13 protein-coding genes and 8 tRNA genes are annotated in these 16,789 nt (G+C 62.8%); 17 read left to right on the plus strand and 4 right to left on the minus strand.

Annotated features, from left to right (window positions below; genetic code table 11):
• Positions 1-119 precede the first annotated feature (119 nt).
• Both P5W99_RS06575 and P5W99_RS06580 read left to right on the plus strand, forming a co-directional pair.
• A tRNA-Ser gene (locus P5W99_RS06575) sits at positions 120-213 on the plus strand.
• Between the two features lie 434 nt (positions 214-647).
• Positions 648-995 (plus strand): hypothetical protein, encoded by a 348-nt coding sequence (locus P5W99_RS06580; protein ID WP_421079395.1) that lies wholly within the window; start codon positions 648-650, stop codon positions 993-995.
• 121 nt (positions 996-1,116) lie between these two features.
• Here the strand turns inward: P5W99_RS06580 and fabI are convergent, their stop codons facing one another.
• On the minus strand, positions 1,117-1,908 hold the full coding sequence (gene fabI, locus P5W99_RS06585) for an enoyl-ACP reductase FabI (RefSeq protein WP_035531948.1): 792 nt from the start codon (positions 1,906-1,908) through the stop codon (positions 1,117-1,119).
• Positions 1,909-2,131: 223 nt separating this feature from the next.
• On the opposite strand from fabI, the gene P5W99_RS06590 reads away from it, so the two are divergent.
• The 5 genes from P5W99_RS06590 to P5W99_RS06610 all read left to right on the plus strand — a co-directional run bounded on the left by P5W99_RS06590 (position 2,132) and on the right by P5W99_RS06610 (position 8,641).
• Positions 2,132-3,961 carry an extracellular solute-binding protein gene (locus tag P5W99_RS06590; protein ID WP_434662266.1) on the plus strand — a complete coding sequence of 610 codons (1,830 nt, stop codon included), beginning with the start codon at positions 2,132-2,134 and terminating at the stop codon, positions 3,959-3,961.
• Between the two features lie 34 nt (positions 3,962-3,995).
• Positions 3,996-5,033, plus strand: a complete 1,038-nt coding sequence (locus P5W99_RS06595; RefSeq protein WP_421023810.1) for a microcin C ABC transporter permease YejB — start codon at positions 3,996-3,998, stop codon at positions 5,031-5,033.
• A 1-nt stretch (position 5,034) separates the two neighbouring features.
• Positions 5,035-6,141 (plus strand): ABC transporter permease, encoded by a 1,107-nt coding sequence (locus P5W99_RS06600; protein WP_035531944.1) that lies wholly within the window; start codon positions 5,035-5,037, stop codon positions 6,139-6,141.
• The gene (locus P5W99_RS06605) at positions 6,138-7,775 is read left to right on the plus strand and encodes an ABC transporter ATP-binding protein (protein WP_434662269.1); all 1,638 of its coding nucleotides are present in this window, start codon (positions 6,138-6,140) and stop codon (positions 7,773-7,775) included. The genes P5W99_RS06600 and P5W99_RS06605 overlap by 4 nt, the downstream gene beginning before the upstream one ends.
• Positions 7,776-7,936: 161 nt before the next feature.
• Positions 7,937-8,641: a C40 family peptidase gene (locus P5W99_RS06610; RefSeq protein ID WP_421023813.1), complete on the plus strand. Its 705-nt coding sequence runs from the start codon at positions 7,937-7,939 to the stop codon at positions 8,639-8,641.
• Between the two features lie 77 nt (positions 8,642-8,718).
• On the opposite strand, the gene P5W99_RS06615 is transcribed toward P5W99_RS06610, so the two are convergent.
• Positions 8,719-9,639 carry a patatin-like phospholipase family protein gene (locus P5W99_RS06615; protein WP_434662470.1) on the minus strand — a complete coding sequence of 307 codons (921 nt, stop codon included), beginning with the start codon at positions 9,637-9,639 and terminating at the stop codon, positions 8,719-8,721.
• A 606-nt stretch (positions 9,640-10,245) separates the two neighbouring features.
• Here P5W99_RS06615 and gltX point away from each other — a divergent pair.
• The 9 genes from gltX (at position 10,246) to P5W99_RS06660 (ending at position 13,505) form a co-directional block, all read left to right on the plus strand.
• Positions 10,246-11,667, plus strand: a complete 1,422-nt coding sequence (gltX, locus tag P5W99_RS06620; RefSeq protein ID WP_421023814.1) for a glutamate--tRNA ligase — start codon at positions 10,246-10,248, stop codon at positions 11,665-11,667.
• A 238-nt stretch (positions 11,668-11,905) separates the two neighbouring features.
• Positions 11,906-11,981 (plus strand) — tRNA-Ala (locus tag P5W99_RS06625).
• Positions 11,982-12,029: 48 nt separating this feature from the next.
• Positions 12,030-12,105, plus strand: a tRNA-Glu gene (locus P5W99_RS06630).
• 86 nt (positions 12,106-12,191) lie between these two features.
• Positions 12,192-12,268: transfer RNA gene (locus P5W99_RS06635), tRNA-Asp, on the plus strand.
• A gap of 68 nt (positions 12,269-12,336) precedes the next feature.
• A tRNA-Glu gene (locus P5W99_RS06640) sits at positions 12,337-12,412 on the plus strand.
• 92 nt (positions 12,413-12,504) lie between these two features.
• A tRNA-Asp gene (locus P5W99_RS06645) sits at positions 12,505-12,581 on the plus strand.
• 56 nt (positions 12,582-12,637) lie between these two features.
• Positions 12,638-12,713 (plus strand) — tRNA-Glu (locus tag P5W99_RS06650).
• Positions 12,714-12,800: 87 nt separating this feature from the next.
• Positions 12,801-12,877: transfer RNA gene (locus tag P5W99_RS06655), tRNA-Asp, on the plus strand.
• 163 nt (positions 12,878-13,040) lie between these two features.
• On the plus strand, positions 13,041-13,505 hold the full coding sequence (locus tag P5W99_RS06660) for a GNAT family N-acetyltransferase (RefSeq protein ID WP_421043896.1): 465 nt from the start codon (positions 13,041-13,043) through the stop codon (positions 13,503-13,505).
• A gap of 59 nt (positions 13,506-13,564) precedes the next feature.
• Here P5W99_RS06660 and P5W99_RS06665 read toward each other — a convergent pair whose 3' ends face one another.
• The gene (locus P5W99_RS06665) at positions 13,565-14,464 is read right to left on the minus strand and encodes an AraC family transcriptional regulator (protein ID WP_434662274.1); all 900 of its coding nucleotides are present in this window, start codon (positions 14,462-14,464) and stop codon (positions 13,565-13,567) included.
• Between the two features lie 174 nt (positions 14,465-14,638).
• On the opposite strand from P5W99_RS06665, the gene P5W99_RS06670 reads away from it, so the two are divergent.
• Positions 14,639-15,040 (plus strand): gamma-glutamylcyclotransferase family protein, encoded by a 402-nt coding sequence (locus P5W99_RS06670; RefSeq protein ID WP_421023817.1) that lies wholly within the window; start codon positions 14,639-14,641, stop codon positions 15,038-15,040.
• A 106-nt stretch (positions 15,041-15,146) separates the two neighbouring features.
• Here the strand turns inward: P5W99_RS06670 and aceB are convergent, their stop codons facing one another.
• Complete coding sequence (aceB, locus tag P5W99_RS06675) at positions 15,147-16,739, minus strand: malate synthase A (RefSeq protein WP_434662277.1); 1,593 nt, start codon at positions 16,737-16,739, stop codon at positions 15,147-15,149.
• Positions 16,740-16,789 lie beyond the last annotated feature (50 nt).

Genomic DNA, 16,789 nt, shown 5'->3' on the forward strand with positions numbered 1-16,789 from the left:
ATTGTGAGCACGCACGAAAAAGTTTGAAAAAAGTGCGTCTTAAAAATTGACCAGAACGCTCGAACCCGCTATTATCTTTGCTTCGTTGCGCTGCCTCCCTGGCGCGAACGAAGTTTTCGGGAGACGTGGCCGAGAGGTCGAAGGCACTCCCCTGCTAAGGGAGCATCTGGGCCAAAACCTGGATCGAGGGTTCGAATCCCTCCGTCTCCGCCAGTAATGGCGGCGAAACCCCGCAAGTCTCGGCTTGCGGGGTTTTTGTTTTTCCGGCGCGAATTCACGGACGCATACTCGACCGGGCGATTCATTTCATTGAGCTTCGCATGAACGCCTGGGGTCATTGCCTGCTCGAATTTTTATAAGGATGCCGAATTGAGTGGTGCAATGATTTTTGCGTTTCAGCCGTTCATCTTCTCATGTTCTATTTGAAGTCGCATTCGAGCCGAGTCAAGGCTGAATGGGGCGAATTGCCTATGTGCCGCCTGTGTGCCGCGCGGGCGCGATTGCGAATTGGCCTCGGGTGTAACCAGACGTTACGCTGGCGAACTCACGGTGGTTTTGTGCATCAGTTATTACAATATTGAAATACGCGGTCCGGTAGCCTGCGCTATATTGACCCCAACAAAACATCAACCCCAAAAGGTGAGTTCATGAAGTTCGCTCGTGTTGTTGCAATGCTGGTCGCGGGCTTGGCTATCGGTGCATCGAGTGCGGCTATGGCTGGCGTGAGCGTCGGCGTCAACATCGGTATTCCGGCCCCGGTTTACGTCGTGCCACAACCGGTCTACGTTCCGCCGCCTCCGCCGCCCGTGGTTTATCAGCCCGCGCCGGTCTACGCGGCGCCGCCGGCCGTCGTGGTCGGCTGGTACGGTGATCGCTATTGGGATGGCCGCCGCTACTGGGCGCGTGACGACTGGTATCGCCATCACGGCGGTTACGACCATGGCCGCGGTCACTATGACCGCGATCACGGCGGTCCTCCGGGACATTGGCGCTAAGCCAGTTCGTCCGTGTCGCGAAGGACCTGAACCCGGTCAAAAGAAAAGCCGCCCGAGGGGCGGCTTTTTACTTGCTGCGGTTGCCGGCGCAACGAGGCCACGGGCAGGACCTGGCGGTGCGTTATTCGCCGAGGCCCGCCATGCCGCCGACCACGGCGTTAAAGCCCGCGTCGACGTGGACGATTTCCGCCGTCACGCCGCCCGCGAGATCGGAGAGCAGGAACGCGGCCGTGTTGCCGACTTGCTCGATCGTCACGTTACGCTGCAGCGGCGCATTGTGCTCGACGAAGTCGAGAATCTTGCCGAAGCTCTTGATGCCGCTTGCCGCGAGCGTCTTGATCGGGCCAGCCGAGATGCCGTTCACGCGCACGCCCTTGGCGCCGAGCGATACCGCGAGGTAGCGCACGCTTGCTTCGAGCGAGGCCTTCGCGAGGCCCATCGTGTTGTAGTTGGGGATCGCGCGCTCGGCACCGAGATAAGTGAGCGTGAGGAGCGAGGCGTTGGCCGCGAGCATCGGTTGCGCGGCTTTGGCGAGCGCGGGGAAGCTGTAGGCCGAGATATCGTGGGCGATGCGGAAGTTTTCGCGCGTCATCCCGTCGAGGAAGTCGCCTGCGATGGCTTCGCGCGGCGCGAAGCCGATCGAGTGGACGAGACCGTCGAGCGTGCCCCAGTGCTGCTTGAGGTCGGTGAAGAGCGCTTCGATTTGCGCGTCGTCGGCCACATCGCAGGGGAAAATGAGGTTGCTGCCGAACTCCTGCGCGAATTCGGTAATGCGGTCCTTGAAGCGCTCGCCGACGTACGTGAACGCCAGTTCCGCGCCTTCGCGCTTGCATGCCTGCGCAATGCCATACGCGATCGATCGGTTCGACAGCAGGCCGGTCAACAAAATGCGTTTGCCAGCGAGGAAGCCCATGAATTCTCCTGAACAGGTTCAATGCACCGGGCGCCAGTAGAGGCGGCGCCGCGTGGTTTGGGTAGAATTCTCTCACAATTGACACCGCACCCCGGACAAATCCCTTTCTATGACGACAGGAACGCGAGGCAGGAGAACGCGCATGGCGCGTGGGGCAATGGTTCCTGGCTGGAGTCCTGATCAGGGTTGCGCACGGCGGAGCAACGGGCGGGCAGGGTGGCGCATGCTGGGCATGGCGCTTGTGCTCGCCTTCGCATTCGCGACGGTGCCTTCGGCGCACGCGGTTTACGCCATCGCTCAATACGGCGAGCCGAAGTATCCGCAGGACTTCAAGCATTTCGATTATGTGAACCCGAATGCGCCCAAGGGCGGCACGCTGGTGCTCGCAAATCCTGACCGGCTCACGAGCTTCGACAAGTTCAATCCGTTCACGATGCGCGGCAACTCGGCGCCGGGACTCGGCATGATTTTCGAGAGCCTGACGACGGGCAGCATGGACGAGGTGGCGTCAGCGTACGGCTTGCTCGCCGACGATATCCGCATCGCGCCCGATGGCTTGTCGGTCACGTTTCACTTGAATCCTCGCGCGCATTTTTCGAACGGCGATCCGGTTACCGCGGCCGACGTCAAGTTCTCGCTCGACATGCTCAAGAGCCGTCAGGCCGCGCCGTCGATGCAGGCCTATTTCAGTGAAATCGTGCGCGCCGTGGTGGTCGACCCGGCAACCGTCCGCTTCGAGTTTCACAGCAACAATCGCGAGTTGCCGCTCATCGCGGGCGGCATGCCGGTGTTCTCGCACAAGTGGGGCTTGCGCGCGGACGGCACGCGCATCGCGTTCGACCAGATCGGGTTCGAGGAGCCGATCGGCAGCGGCCCGTATGTGATCGAGCGTTATTCGAATGGTCGCACGATTACCTACAAGCGAGATCCTGCGTATTGGGGCAAGGATCTGCCCGTGCGCGTGGGCACCCACAACTTCGAGCGCATCGTCTACAAGCTCTATTCGGACGACGTCGCGCGTCTCGAGGCATTCAAGGCGGGCGAGTACGACGCGCTCGTCGAATACGTGGCGCGCAACTGGGTGCGCCGCGACGTGGGCAAGAAGTTCGACAGCGGCGAGCTCATCAAGCGCGAATTCCCGCAGCACAACGGCACCGGCATGCAGGGCTACGTGATCAACTTGCGCAGGCCGATGTTCGAGGACGTGCGCGTGCGCGAGGCGCTCGATCTCGCGCTCGACTTCCAGTGGCTCAACCGCATGCTGTTCTACAGCCAGTACAAACGCATCGACAGCTGGTTCGTGAACACGGATTTGCAGGCGAAGGGTGTGCCGACGCCCGGCGAACTCGCGCTGCTCGAGCCGTGGCGCAAGCAGCTCGATCCGGCGGTATTCGGTCCGCCGCCTGTGCAGCCGAGCACCAATCCGCCGGGCTCGCTGCGTGCGAATCTGCTCAAGGCGCGTGCGCTGCTTGCACAGGCGGGTTGGACATATCGCGACGGCGCGCTGCGCAACGCGCAAGGTCAGCCGTTCGTGCTCGAGGTGCTCGACGACACGAGCGCCGCCGCACAATGGGCGCCGATCATGGCGCAGTACACGCAAGCGCTGGCTCGGCTAGGCATTCAGGTGAACTATCGCTCGGTGGACTTTGCGCTTTATCAGAAGCGGCTCGATGCCTTCGACTTCGATATCACGACGATCAAGTTCCCCGACGTGCAGGTCCCGGGCGCGGAGCAACTGGACCGCTTCGGCAGCAAGGCCGCCGACGAGCCGGGCTCGGGTAACCTGATCGGCCTGAAGTCGCCGGCCGTCGACGCGATTCTCAAGTCGCTGATGCTGGCGCAGACGCGCGAGCAACTGCTCGACGCCACGCATGCGCTCGACCGCGTGCTGATGCACGGCTACTATGTCGTGCCGCAGTGGTACAGCGCGACGCACCGCGTGGCGTACAAGAACACCTTGGCTTATCCGGCGAAGCTGCCGCTGTACTATGGCGCGGTCGACTGGATCATATCGACGTGGTGGCTTGGCGGCGCGCACGCGCCGCAGCACTGAGATGCCCGACCATTCTTGACGGACACGAAGAACCATGTGGAGCTACATCGTCAAACGCCTGTTGCTGATGATCCCGACACTGCTCGGCGTGCTCACGCTGACTTTCGCGGTGATCCAGTTCGTGCCGGGCGGCCCCGTCGAGCAGGCGGTGCGCGAGCTCAAGCGCGGCGCGGAGCAGGGCATGCCGTTCGGCATGCGCGCGCATTCGGGGGTGGACGCGCAACAGATCGCGCAACTCAAGCAGCTCTATGGCTTTGATAAACCTCCGCTGCAGCGCTATTTTCTGATGCTCGGCCGCTTCGCGCGCTTCGATCTCGGGCAGAGCTATTTTCACCATCAGAGCGTGTGGTCGCTCATTATCTCCAAGCTGCCGGTGTCGATCAGCATCGGCTTGTGGACCTTCTTTCTCACTTATCTGATATCGGTGCCGTTGGGCATCGCCAAGGCGGTGCGCAACGGCTCGCGATTCGACCTCGTCACGAGTCTTATCGTGCTGATCGGCTATGCGATACCGGGCTTCGTGCTGGGTGTGCTGCTGCTCGTGCTGTTCGGCGGCGGTACCTTCCTGCAGCTCTTTCCGCTGCGCAACCTGACCTCCGACGACTGGGACACGCTCTCGCTCGGCGGCAAGGTTCTCGACTACCTGTGGCACATCACACTGCCGGTCACGGCTTCGGTCGTGGGGAGTTTCGCTGTCACGACCATGCTCACCAAGAACGCGTTTCTCGAAGAAATCCGCCGTCAATACGTGCTGACTGCGCGCGCGAAAGGCCTGTCCGAGCGCACCGTGCTGTGGAAGCACGTGTTTCGCAACGCGCTGCTGCCGCTCGTCGTCGGGTTTCCGGCTGCGTTCATCGGCGCATTCTTCACGGGCAGCCTGCTGATCGAAACGCTGTTTTCGCTCGACGGCCTCGGCTTGCTGTCCTACGAGTCGGTGGTGCGGCGCGACTATCCCGTGGTGCTCGGCACGCTCTATCTCTTCACGTTGATCGGACTCCTGACCAAGCTCATCTCCGATCTCTGTTACGTGTGGGTCGACCCCCGCATTCAATTCGAACAACTGGAGCGCTGAGTTGAACCGAACCCGCGCCGGCGCCGAACCCGAACTGCGCACCGAGAGCGTACGCGCCTTCAAGTCGCCCACGCCCGCGCGCCGGGTGTGGCTGCGCTTCAAGCAGCAGCGCCTTGGCTACTGGAGCCTGATCGTATTCGTGATCGCCTTCGCGGCGAGTCTTGCGGGCCCGCTCTGGTGCAACGACAAGCCGCTCGTGGTGCGCTACGACGGGCACCTCTATTTCCCGCTTTTCAAGTCGTATCCCGAGACGACCTTCGGCGGCGATTTCCCGACGTCCGCCGACTATCTCGACCCGTACATTCGCCACCGCTTCGACGCGCCCGGCAACTTCGCGATCTATCCGCCGAATCCGTACTACTACGACACGCTCAATTATTTTTCGAAGGTGCCGAATCCGGCGCCGCCGTCGCGCGATAACTGGCTCGGCACGGATGCGAGCGGGCGCGATCTGTTCGCGCGGCTGCTGTATGGCTTTCGCGTCTCGGTGGAGTTCGCACTGGTGCTGACCGCGATCGGCACGCTGCTCGGCGTGCTGGCGGGGGCGATCCAGGGTTACTTCGGCGGACGCGTCGACATCGTCGGACAGCGCCTGATCGAGATCTGGAGCGCGATGCCCGAGCTCTATCTGCTCATCATCTTCGCGTCGATCTTCGAGCCGGGCTTCATCCTGCTGATCGTGCTGCTCTCGCTGTTCGGCTGGATTGGGCTTTCCGACTACGTGCGCGCCGAGTTCCTGCGCAATCGCAATCAGGATTACGTGGTCGCCGCGCGCGCCATGGGGCTTTCGAACTGGCAGATCATCTGGCGCCACGTGTTGCCCAACAGCCTCACGCCCGTCATCACGTTTTTGCCGTTTCGCATGAGCGGTTCGATCCTCGCGCTCACGAGCCTCGACTTTCTCGGCCTGGGCGTGCCGCCGCCGACGCCTAGTCTCGGTGAATTGCTCGCGCAAGGCAAAGGCAATCTCGACGCGTGGTGGATCTCGATGTCGACGTTCGGCGTGCTCGTCGTGACCTTGCTGCTGCTCACGTTCATGGGCGACGCGCTGCGCAACGCGCTCGATACGCGCATCTCCGATGCGATGAAGGCCGGAGGCAATCAGTGAGCGCGCTGCCAGGGGATGTCGATGCGAAGAATGCAGGGCCCTTGCTCTCGATCGAGCATCTGAGCGTGCGCTTCGGCGAGACGCTCGCCGTGGACGACGTCGCGCTGTCCATCGAGCGCGGCGAGCGCGTGGCGCTCGTGGGCGAGTCGGGCTCGGGCAAGACCGTGACCGCGCTCGCGATCCTGCGGCTGTTGAGCGATGCACGCATCTCGGGTGCGATCCGTCTTGACGGTGAGGATCTGCTCGCGAAGAGTGAGCGCGCCATGCGCGGCTTGCGCGGCAGCGACATCGCGATGATCTTCCAGGAGCCGATGACGGCGCTCAATCCGCTCTACACGATTGGCGAGCAGATTGCGGAAACCATCGTGCTGCATGATGGCGTGACGAAGAAGGAAGCGTGCGAACGCGCGGCGGGCCTGCTTGAGCGCACTGGCATTGCGGAGCCGCGCCGGCGTCTGTTCAGCTATCCGCATCAGCTTTCGGGCGGCCAGCGCCAGCGCGTGATGATCGCGATGGCGCTCGCGTGTCGCCCGCGCCTGTTGCTGGCGGACGAGCCTACGACGGCGCTCGATGTGACGATCCGCGGGCAGATCGTCGAACTGTTGCGCGAGCTCCAGCGCGAGGAGGCGGGCAAGTCCGGCGGGGGCATGTCGGTGCTGCTCATCACGCACGATCTGAATCTCGTGCGCCGCTTCGCGCAGCGCGTGGCGGTGATGGAGAAGGGCCGGCTCGTGGAGACCGGAAGCGTCGAGCTAATCTTCGAATCGCCTCAGCATCCCTACACACAGCGGCTCATCGCAAGCCGGCCCGAGCGCAATGTGCTGCCGGTGCTGCCGATCGCGCCGGTGCTGCTCGAAGCGAAAGACGTGAGCGTCGATTTCGCAACGAAGCTGCCTGGTTTTACGGGCTGGTGGCGCCACGGCCGCTTTCGTGCGGTCGACGACGCGAGCGTCTCGGTGCGCCAGGGCGAGACGCTTGGCATCGTCGGCGAGTCCGGGTCGGGAAAATCGACGCTCGCGATGGCGATGTTGGGTATGCAACGTACCGCGGCTGGCGCGATCGAGTTCCAGGGGCGTTCCATCGAGAGCTATCGGGGCCGCGACAAGCTCGGGCTGCGTTCGCACCTGCAGGTGGTCTTTCAGGATCCGTTCAGTTCGCTTTCACCCAGGCAAACCATCGAGCGCATCGTAGGGGAGGGGCTGGCGCTGCACCGACCCGAGCTTTCCGGCGACGAGCGCCGCAAGCGCATCGTGTCCGTGTTGCGGGAAGTGGGCCTCGACCGTACGGTTTTGCAGCGCTATCCGCACGAGTTTTCCGGCGGCCAGCGCCAGCGAATTGCAATTGCGCGCACGCTCGTGCTCGAGCCGCGCGTGATCGTGCTCGACGAACCCACCAGCGCACTCGATGTCTCGATCCAGCAGCAGGTGTTGCGTTTGTTGACTGATTTGCAACGCAAATACAATCTGGGCTACGTATTCATCAGCCATGATCTCGAGGTCATCGGTGCAATGGCACATCGGGTCGCGGTCATGCAAAACGGGGCGATTGTCGAGACCGGAGATGTAACAAGAATCTTTGACGAGCCTGCCCACCCTTACACGCGAAAGTTGCTGAAAGCCGCGTTCGATCGATGAACGATCGCGGAACTTAAGGGGGTTTTTTGGTGAAATTCACCAATGACGCCTGCATCGTAATTGTTTTTTTCTATTTGTTTTGACACACAAATACTTACTGGCTACTATCGTCCAAACTTTTTCTTCTAACCCTCTGATTTACGGGCAATTTATTTCGACCCATGCAGCACCGATCCTTGACCCAGGCTTGCACGCGCGTCGTCGCCGGGATGTTCATCGGCGCACTGATGGCTGCAGCTAACGGCGCGTTCGCCGACGAAGCAAGCAGTTTTAATCAGAACGTCTCATTCTCGCCGAGCAACTCGACGAATCTCCAGTCGCTTTCCGCAGCTCAGCCCGCTGCTCAAGCCACGACCCAGACCACCGCACCAGCTCCGGCTCAAGGCGGTGCGAAGGCATTTCTGTCCGGCATGGCCGGCAAGGCCGGCGACGTCGTAGTGGGCGCGTTGAACATGATCGGCGTGCGTTATCGCTGGGGTGGCAATACGCCGGACTCGGGTCTCGACTGCAGCGGTTTCGTGCGCTACGTGTTCCAGGATACGCTCGGCATGAACCTGCCGCGCCGCGCAGAGGAAATGAGCCGCGTGGGCGAGAAGGTGAGCATGAGCAACCTCAAGCCCGGTGACCTCGTGTTCTTCAACACGATGCGCCGCACGTTCTCGCACGTGGGCATCTATATAGGCGACAACAAGTTCGTGCACTCGCCGTCCACCGGCAGCACGATTCGCGTCGACGATCTGGACAACGGCTATTGGGAAAAGCGCTTCACGGGTGCGCGTCGCATCGAAGCGTCGTTTACGCCGGATCAGGAGCAAGGCCTCAAGCAGCGCGTGAGCGCGCAGTTCGACGGCAGCAGCGGCAACTAATCGCCCAATCGATTGCAATACGGGTGCAACAAAAAGCCTGCTTCATCGAAGCAGGCTTTTTTGTTTTCGATCGCCGCTTACGCCGTCGCCGTGCGCGCGGCAGCCAGCCGGCGTTCGATCTCGGGGAAGATCTTGGCGGCGGCTTCCTCGCCGGCGAGGATCGCGCCATTGCGCTGGGTGAAATCGCTGCTCGACATGGCGTTGAGGTTCGGGCGGATCACGATGTCGGCGTACTTCTCGAGCTCGTAGTTCTTGATCGACTGGCCCATGATCGTGAAGGTCTGCATCAGCACGTCGAACTGGCTTTGCGTGGGCGCCGTTTCCGGGCGCGACGAAATATCGACGGCAATCACGAAGTCCGCGCCCATCTTGCGCGCGAACGACGCCGGCACCGGGCTCACGAGGCCACCGTCCACGTACTCGTGACCCGCGATGCGGACCGGCTCGAAAATCGACGGAATACTGCACGAGGCTCGCACGGCAATGCCTGTATTGCCGCGCTGGAACAGGATCGCCTGACCGGTGCGCAGATCGGTTGAGACCACGCCTAGCGGCTTGGCCATTTTTTCGATCGGGCGATCGCGCAGCGTCGTGTTCAGGAAGTTCTGCAGCGCCACGCCTTGCAGAATACCGCGGTTGCGAAACGGCATGGCCCAGTCGCTGATCGACGCTTCATCCATCGTCAGTGCCAGCTTGTTGAGCGCGAAGCCATTCATGCCCGACGCGTAGAGCGCGGCCACCACCGAGCCCGCGCTCGTGCCCGTGATCAGATCGACCTGGATGTTGCGCGCCTCGAGTCCCTTGATCACGCCGATATGCGCGAATCCGCGCGCAGCGCCGCCGCCGAGCGCAAGGCCCACACGGATCGGGCGCTGCGTTTTGGCGGACGGGGGTGGAGCGACGGTGACGCTTTTGTTGTCGGTCGGTTGCGTGCCCGCGGTGGTGCAGGCGGCGAGGACGGTGGAGGCAGCCGCGAGCGAGAAATGGCGGCGGCTCAATGAAAGCGGCGACGGGTGACGGTCCGGTTGCGGGCCCTGTTGTGTGCCCTGTTGTGGGTCCGTTTGCTGGGCGGGATTCAGATTCGGCTTCGAACTGGGTTTCAAGCAGATTCTCCAGGCGGCGCGCGCGAAGGCTATTTTCGTGCGGTGCGCGTCGCGTCTATTCTTGCGGCCCGCGATTGCGACCACGCGGGGCCACGCAGGCGAGGGCGCCAGCGCGCCGACATGATAAGGCAAAGCCATGCGCGCTTACGTTGCGTGCGTGTAACGCGATGTGTTTGCGATGTGCTGGCGAATTTCGATGCGATGGATCGACAGCGGCCGGGCATTCTGCGCCTCGCGGATGGGCCCGGAGCTTCCCCCATGCGCGGTCGAACCGGCGCGCGGCGGGTATAATCCCGTCTCTAATTTTCCCGGTTTTCCGTTCGCGTCTTGCACTTGCCGTGTCGCGCTGCGTCGTGCGGCTTCCAAGCCCGCATCGCCATGGCTACGCCCGCGCGAACCTTTGCCGCCCACCGGCCTGTATTTCGCCTGCTGCGCCGCTCGTATCGAGCACGCCGCGGCGCCTGACGGTCGCCGGGCGGTACCGTCCTCGAGTATTCGCACATGACCACGACCCCCGTCCGTACCCGCTTCGCGCCGAGCCCGACCGGCTTCATCCACCTCGGCAACATTCGCTCCGCGCTCTATCCGTGGGCGTTCGCGCGCCACAACAAGGGCGTTTTCGTGCTGCGGATCGAGGACACCGATCTCGAGCGATCGAGCACCGAAGCGGTCGACGCCATCCTCGAAGGCATGCAATGGCTCGGCCTCGATTTCGATGAAGGCCCGTTCTACCAGATGCAGCGCATGGACCGTTACCGCGAAGTGCTCAAGCAGATGCAGGATCAGGGCCTCGTGTACCCGTGCTACATGTCGACCGAAGAACTCGACGCGTTGCGCGAGCGCCAGCGCGAGGCGGGAGAAAAGCCGCGCTACGACGGCACGTGGCGCCCGGAGCCCGGCAAGGTCCTGCCGACGCCGCCCGAAGGCGTGCAGCCGGTGCTGCGTTTTCGCAACCCGCTCACGGGCGTGGTCGCATGGGACGACGCGGTGAAAGGGCGCGTGGAGATCTCCAACGAAGAACTCGACGACCTCGTGATCGCGCGCCCGGACGGCACGCCGACCTATAACTTCTGCGTCGTCGTGGACGACATCGACATGAAGATCACGCACGTGATTCGCGGCGACGATCACGTGAACAACACGCCGCGCCAGATCAACATCCTGCGCGCGCTGGGCGCCGAGCCGCCTGTCTATGGGCACCTGCCGACGGTGCTCAACGAACAGGGCGAAAAGATGAGCAAGCGTCACGGCGCGATGAGCGTGATGGGTTATCGCGACGCCGGCTACCTGCCGGAAGCGGTGCTGAACTACCTCGCGCGCCTCGGCTGGTCGCACGGCGATGCGGAAGTGTTCTCACGCGAGCAGTTCGTCGAATGGTTCGATCTCGACCATCTGGGCAAGTCGCCGGCGCAGTACGACCACAACAAGCTCAATTGGCTCAACAACCACTACCTGAAGGAAGTCGACAACGCGCGCCTCGCCGAGCTCTCGAAGCCCTTCTTTGCGGCGCTGGGCGTGGACGATGCGGCACTCGCGATGGGGCCGGCGCTCGCCGGCGTGGTGGCGCTCTTCAAGGATCGCGCGACGACCATCAAGGAGATCGCCGAGAGCGCCATGATGTTCTATCGCGAGCCGCAGCCCGAACAGGATGCGCTGGCGCAGCACGTGACCGACGCGGTGCGTCCGGCTCTCGCCGACCTCGCGAGCGCGCTCAAGAGTGCGGAGTGGACCAAGGAAGCCATCTCGGCCGCCTTCAAGACGACGCTGGGCACGCACAAGCTGAAGATGCCGCAACTCGCGATGCCGGTGCGCCTGTTCGTGGCTGGCACGACGCACACGCCGGCAATCGACGCGGTGCTCGCGCTGTTCGGCCGTGACGTGGTCGTGAGCCGCATCGAGCAGGGTCTTGCGAAGGTCGCCTGAAAGGGCGTGCGTAAAAATCTTTGAAGAATTTTCGCTCTGGCACTAGCGCCGGAGCGGGAGTTCTTGTAGTATTCGGGCTCCGTTGAATACGGAGCGCGAAACAGCGGTAAGTTTCACGCAAAGAGTGGTCGAATCGAGCAACGATGTTTCGTAGAAACCTCGAAGCGATGGAAAAAAGATTCGAAACACTCTTGACGAAAGCGAAATTGATGTTTAAAATCTCGCTTCTGTTCTGCAAGGGGGTATAGCTCAGCTGGGAGAGCGCTTGCATGGCATGCAAGAGGTCAGCGGTTCGATCCCGCTTACCTCCACCATCAGAACAGCGTAGTGAAGTGTGGCAAGGCATTATCTGAAAAGATTATGTCCCCTTCGTCTAGAGGCCTAGGACATCACCCTTTCACGGTGAGTACAGGGGTTCGAATCCCCTAGGGGACGCCAGACATGAGCGTCATCGAGCAAATCGTCACGATATCGATGAGGCAGCAGGTGGGAATCAACCGACGCCCGTCTGTCTATGTCGAACTGGAGCGGTAGTTCAGTCGGTTAGAATACCGGCCTGTCACGCCGGGGGTCGCGGGTTCGAGTCCCGTCCGCTCCGCCAGATGGAAGCCCGTTCAGAAATGTTGAGCGGGCTTTTTAGTTGAAGTGTTATAGGCGCAAGCCTGTGTTGTCCCCTTCGTCTAGAGGCCTAGGACATCACCCTTTCACGGTGAGTACAGGGGTTCGAATCCCCTAGGGGACGCCAAATAAAATGCGGCGCCACAGCGTAGTACAGCGAGCAGCAGGGCGACGCCGCCAGCGGGTTCTAACCGACCGCCGGTGCAGCAAAGCAGGACTGGAGCGGTAGTTCAGTCGGTTAGAATACCGGCCTGTCACGCCGGGGGTCGCGGGTTCGAGTCCCGTCCGCTCCGCCAGATTCGATCTGCCCAGTGTCTCGGGTGGAATGTAGTTTAAGGCGCAAGCCTGTGTTGTCCCCTTCGTCTAGAGGCCTAGGACATCACCCTTTCACGGTGAGTACAGGGGTTCGAATCCCCTAGGGGACGCCAAATAAAATGCGGCGCCACAGCGTAGTACAGCAAGCAGCAGGGCGACGCCGCCAGCGGATTCTAACCGACCGCCGGTGTAGCAGGACTGGAGCGGTAGTTCAGTCGGTTAGAATACCGGCCTGTCACGCCGGGGGTCGCGGGTTCGAGTCCCGTCCGCTCCGCCAGAATCAAAGCCCGCTGGATTTCCAGCGGGCTTTTTCTATTTCTCTCTTTCCTATCCCCATGCCGCATCCACGCGGATACGGACAAACGGCCATTGCCTGAGCCGGCGCGTTATCGTAGCGTTGTCGGAACTTCGAATTTTCGCGTTTTGCTGCGTTGCCTGCCATGTTCGCACCGAACGACATTCCGTCGCGCTTCCAGTTGCGTCACGCCACCATGGACGACTTCGAGTTCGCCGAGTCGCTGACGCGCCGGAACATGGGGGGCTATTACGTGCGCCATCATCTGATCTGGCGCGGCGACCTCTTTCTGGCCAGCTACCGCGAATCGGAAAATTTCATCCTCGAACTCGATCGCGAGGCCATTGGCGTGTTGCGCGTGACGCAGGAGGCCGACTCGCTGCACATACGTGACGTGCAGATCGCCGAGGGTTATCGAGGCAACGGTGCGGGGACCTTCCTGCTCGACATGTCTCATCGCTGGGCGCGCGAGCGCGGCCTGCGCGAGTTGCAGTTGCGCGTGTTCGTCGACAATCCCGCGGCGCGGCTTTATCTGCGCATGGGCTACCGGGTGGCGGGGCCACGCCTCGCGCGCCTCGGCTCGATCCGTCATATGACGCGGCCGGTCTGACGAATTTCAGGAGATCTCAGCGCGAAGCAGCGTTGTAGCGCTCGGCCCGCCGTGCGTGCTCAAACGTCGTGCCGTGCCGTCAGCGGTCCCAGAGGCGCTGCCAGGGCCGGCGTGTCGATCGCCATTTCGTCTTCGTGCGGGCCCAATTCCCGCTCGCCTGTCCCGCGCGCAATGAACGCACGCGGGCTCTCGCCGAACGCGCGCCGGAACATCGCCGAAAACGCACTCTGGCTCTGGTAGCCGAGCTCATGGGCCACGACGGCCATCGGTTTGCCCTGGTTCAGGAGCGGAATCGCACGCGCGAGGATCGCCTGCTGGCGCCACTGCGAAAAACTCACGCCAAGCTCCTGCCGGAAGAGCCGCGCGATTGTGCGTGTGCTCGCGCCCACGTGCGCCGCCCAGTATTCGAGCGAACCCGGTCCGGCAGGATCGGCGAGCAGCGCCTCGCACAGCGAGCGCAGGCGCTTTTCCTCGGGCATCGGCACCGAGAGCGGCAGCGGCGCCGAGCGCGTGATTTCGTCGAGCGCCACGGCGCCCAGCAGGCGCTCGCGCGCGGGGTCGATGCCGCGCTCGTCGAACGCGGCAATCGCCTCGCGCAGCAGGCCGGACACCTCCACCACGCGGCAAGCGTCGAGCCCGGGCGGAATGACCGAGGCATCGACATAGAGCGTGCGCAGGAACGCATCCTCGACGATCGCCACTTCATGCATGACGAATGGCGGAGCCCAGATTGCCCGTGAAGGCGGGACCATCCACGTCGTGCCGGGCGTCGCCATGCGCAGCACGCCGCGCGACGCGTAGGCGAGCTGCGCCCACGCGTGCGTATGCCGCGCGATGCGCACGCCGGCGGCCATGGGCCGCGAGCGCACGCGGATCGGGTGCTCGGGCGTCGGCTCGAATTCGGGCGGGATGTCGGCGAGCTCGGCGGGCGGCAAGGCGGCGGGCGAGGAAAAGGGCATGGTGGATCTGCGCGTTTCTGTGCGCATCATTGTAGGCGCGCGTGTGCATGGCTGTCCGATGGTGCCCATCGGCATGGACGCAGGCGCATAATGCTGCCGATTTGCTGCACGAGTCATCGGCAACGGGCAGCCAGCCGGCAGCCAGCCGGCAACCGGGAGCAAGGAGCACAAGCAATGAAGTACGTATTCATCTACGGCACGCTGCGCGCGGGCGAGATCAACGACATCCATCTCGCGGCGTCACGCAATGCGCTCCGGCAGCCGCGCCTCGTGGGCAGTACGGCGGTCGCGGGCTACCTGTTCGACTTTGGGGCGTACCCGGGGATGGTGGCCGATGCGCAGGCCACGCCGGTGATCGGCGAGGTCTACGAAATCGACGAAGCGCTGGTGGCCGTGCTCGACGAGATCGAGCAGGTGTATCCGGGCGTCGACGGGCTGTTCGTCTCGCAGAAGGTGAGCGTGGAAGTGGCGGGCGAGCGGCTCGAGTGCCTGTTCTATCCGGTGGCGCGTCATGCGGTGGAAGGGCGGCCGCGGATTCATGGCGGCGACTGGATCGCGCACCGTCTCGCGCGTTGATCGGTGCGCGGCACGGCGTAGAAGCGCTGCATAGAAGTACAAAGGCCCGGCGGATTCGCATCCGCTGGGCCTTTTGTATCGATCAGTCGTCAGGTGATTCGAACGATCAGATCTCCTCGTACAGCGGCAGCGTCAGGAAGTCGACGAAGTTCTCCGAGGTCGACATCTGTTCGAAGATCTGCGAAGCGCGCACGTACGGCTGGGTGTCACCGCCGACCGAGGCCTTCACCTTGTCGAGTTCTTGCGGGATCAATTCACGCACGAGCTCGGCCGTGACCTTGCGGCCGTCTTCGAGCTTGCCCTTCGGCGAGCGGATCCACTGCCAGACTTGCGCACGGGAGATTTCCGCGGTTGCCGCGTCTTCCATCAGGTTGTGGATCGGCACGCAGCCATTGCCTGCGAGCCATGCGCCCAGGTAGTGGATGCCGACGTTGATGTTGTTGCGCAGGCCGGTTTCGGTGATCGGCGCTTCCGGACGGAAGTCGAGCACGTCCTTGGCCGTCACATTGACGTCGGGGCGCTGCTTGCTGATCTGGTTCGGCTTGTCGCCGAGCACCTTCACGAACTCTTCCATCGCGATGGGCACGAGGCCCGGGTGCGCAACCCAGCCGCCGTCGTAGCCGTCGCCGGCATCGCGCGCCTTGTCCGAACGCACGCCGCCCATGGCCTTGTCGTTCGCTGCCGGATCGTTCTTGATCGGGATCAGCGCGCTCATGCCGCCGATGGCCGGCGCATTGCGGCGGTGGCAAGTCTTGAGCAGTTCGAGCGCGTAGGCGCGCATGAACGGCGACGTCATCGTGATCTGCGAACGGTCGGCGAGGCAGAAGTCCTTGTCGTTCTTGAACTTCTTGATAGCCGAGAAGATGTAGTCCCAGCGGCCGGCGTTCAGGCCCGAGCTGTGCTCGCGCAGTTCATAGAGGATTTCGTCCATCTCGAACGTGGCGAGGATGGTCTCGATCAGAACCGTGGCGCGGATCGTGCCGCGCGGGATGCCGACGGCTTCCTGCGCCACGACGAAGATGTCGTTCCACAGGCGCGCTTCGAGATGGCTCTCCATCTTCGGCAGGTAGAAGTACGGACCGCTGCCGCGTGCAACCAGCTCCTTCGCGTTGTGGAACAGGTAGAGCGCGAGATCGAAGACGCCGCCCGAGACGCGCTGACCGTCGACCGTCACGTGCTTCTCGTCAAGGTGCCAGCCGCGCGGACGCACGATCAGCGTGGCGGTCTTTTCGTTGAGCTTGTAGGTCTTGCCGTTCTGTTCCAGCGAGATCGTGCGGCGCACGGCGTCCTTGAGGTTGATCTGGCCGGTGATCTGGTTGTCCCAGCTCGGCGCGTTCGAATCCTCGAAGTCGGACATGTAGGAGTCCGCACCGGAGTTCAGCGCATTGATGATCATCTTGCGCTCGACCGGACCCGTGATTTCGACGCGGCGGCATTCGAGGTCCTTCGGCAGCGGCGCGATCTTCCAGTCGCCTTCGCGGATCGACTTCGTTTCAGCCAGGAAGTCGGGACGCTCGCCGGCGTCGAGGCGCTTGGTGCGCTCGACGCGCGCCTTGAGGAGTTCCTGACGACGCGACTCGAATGCGCGGTGCAGCTTCGCGACGAGTTCGAGTGCTTCGGGCGTGAGGATCGTTTCGAAGCCGGGCTTGATTTCAGCCGAGATCTGCATGCCTTGCGGCAGGTTCAACGTGTTCGCCATGATTGCTTGCTCCTTGGTCGGTCAGACTTTGAATGCGGTGGTTGTTGTAA

Source organism: Paraburkholderia sp. A3BS-1L (assembly GCF_051125215.1).
Classification (GTDB): Bacteria; Pseudomonadota; Gammaproteobacteria; order Burkholderiales; family Burkholderiaceae; genus Paraburkholderia.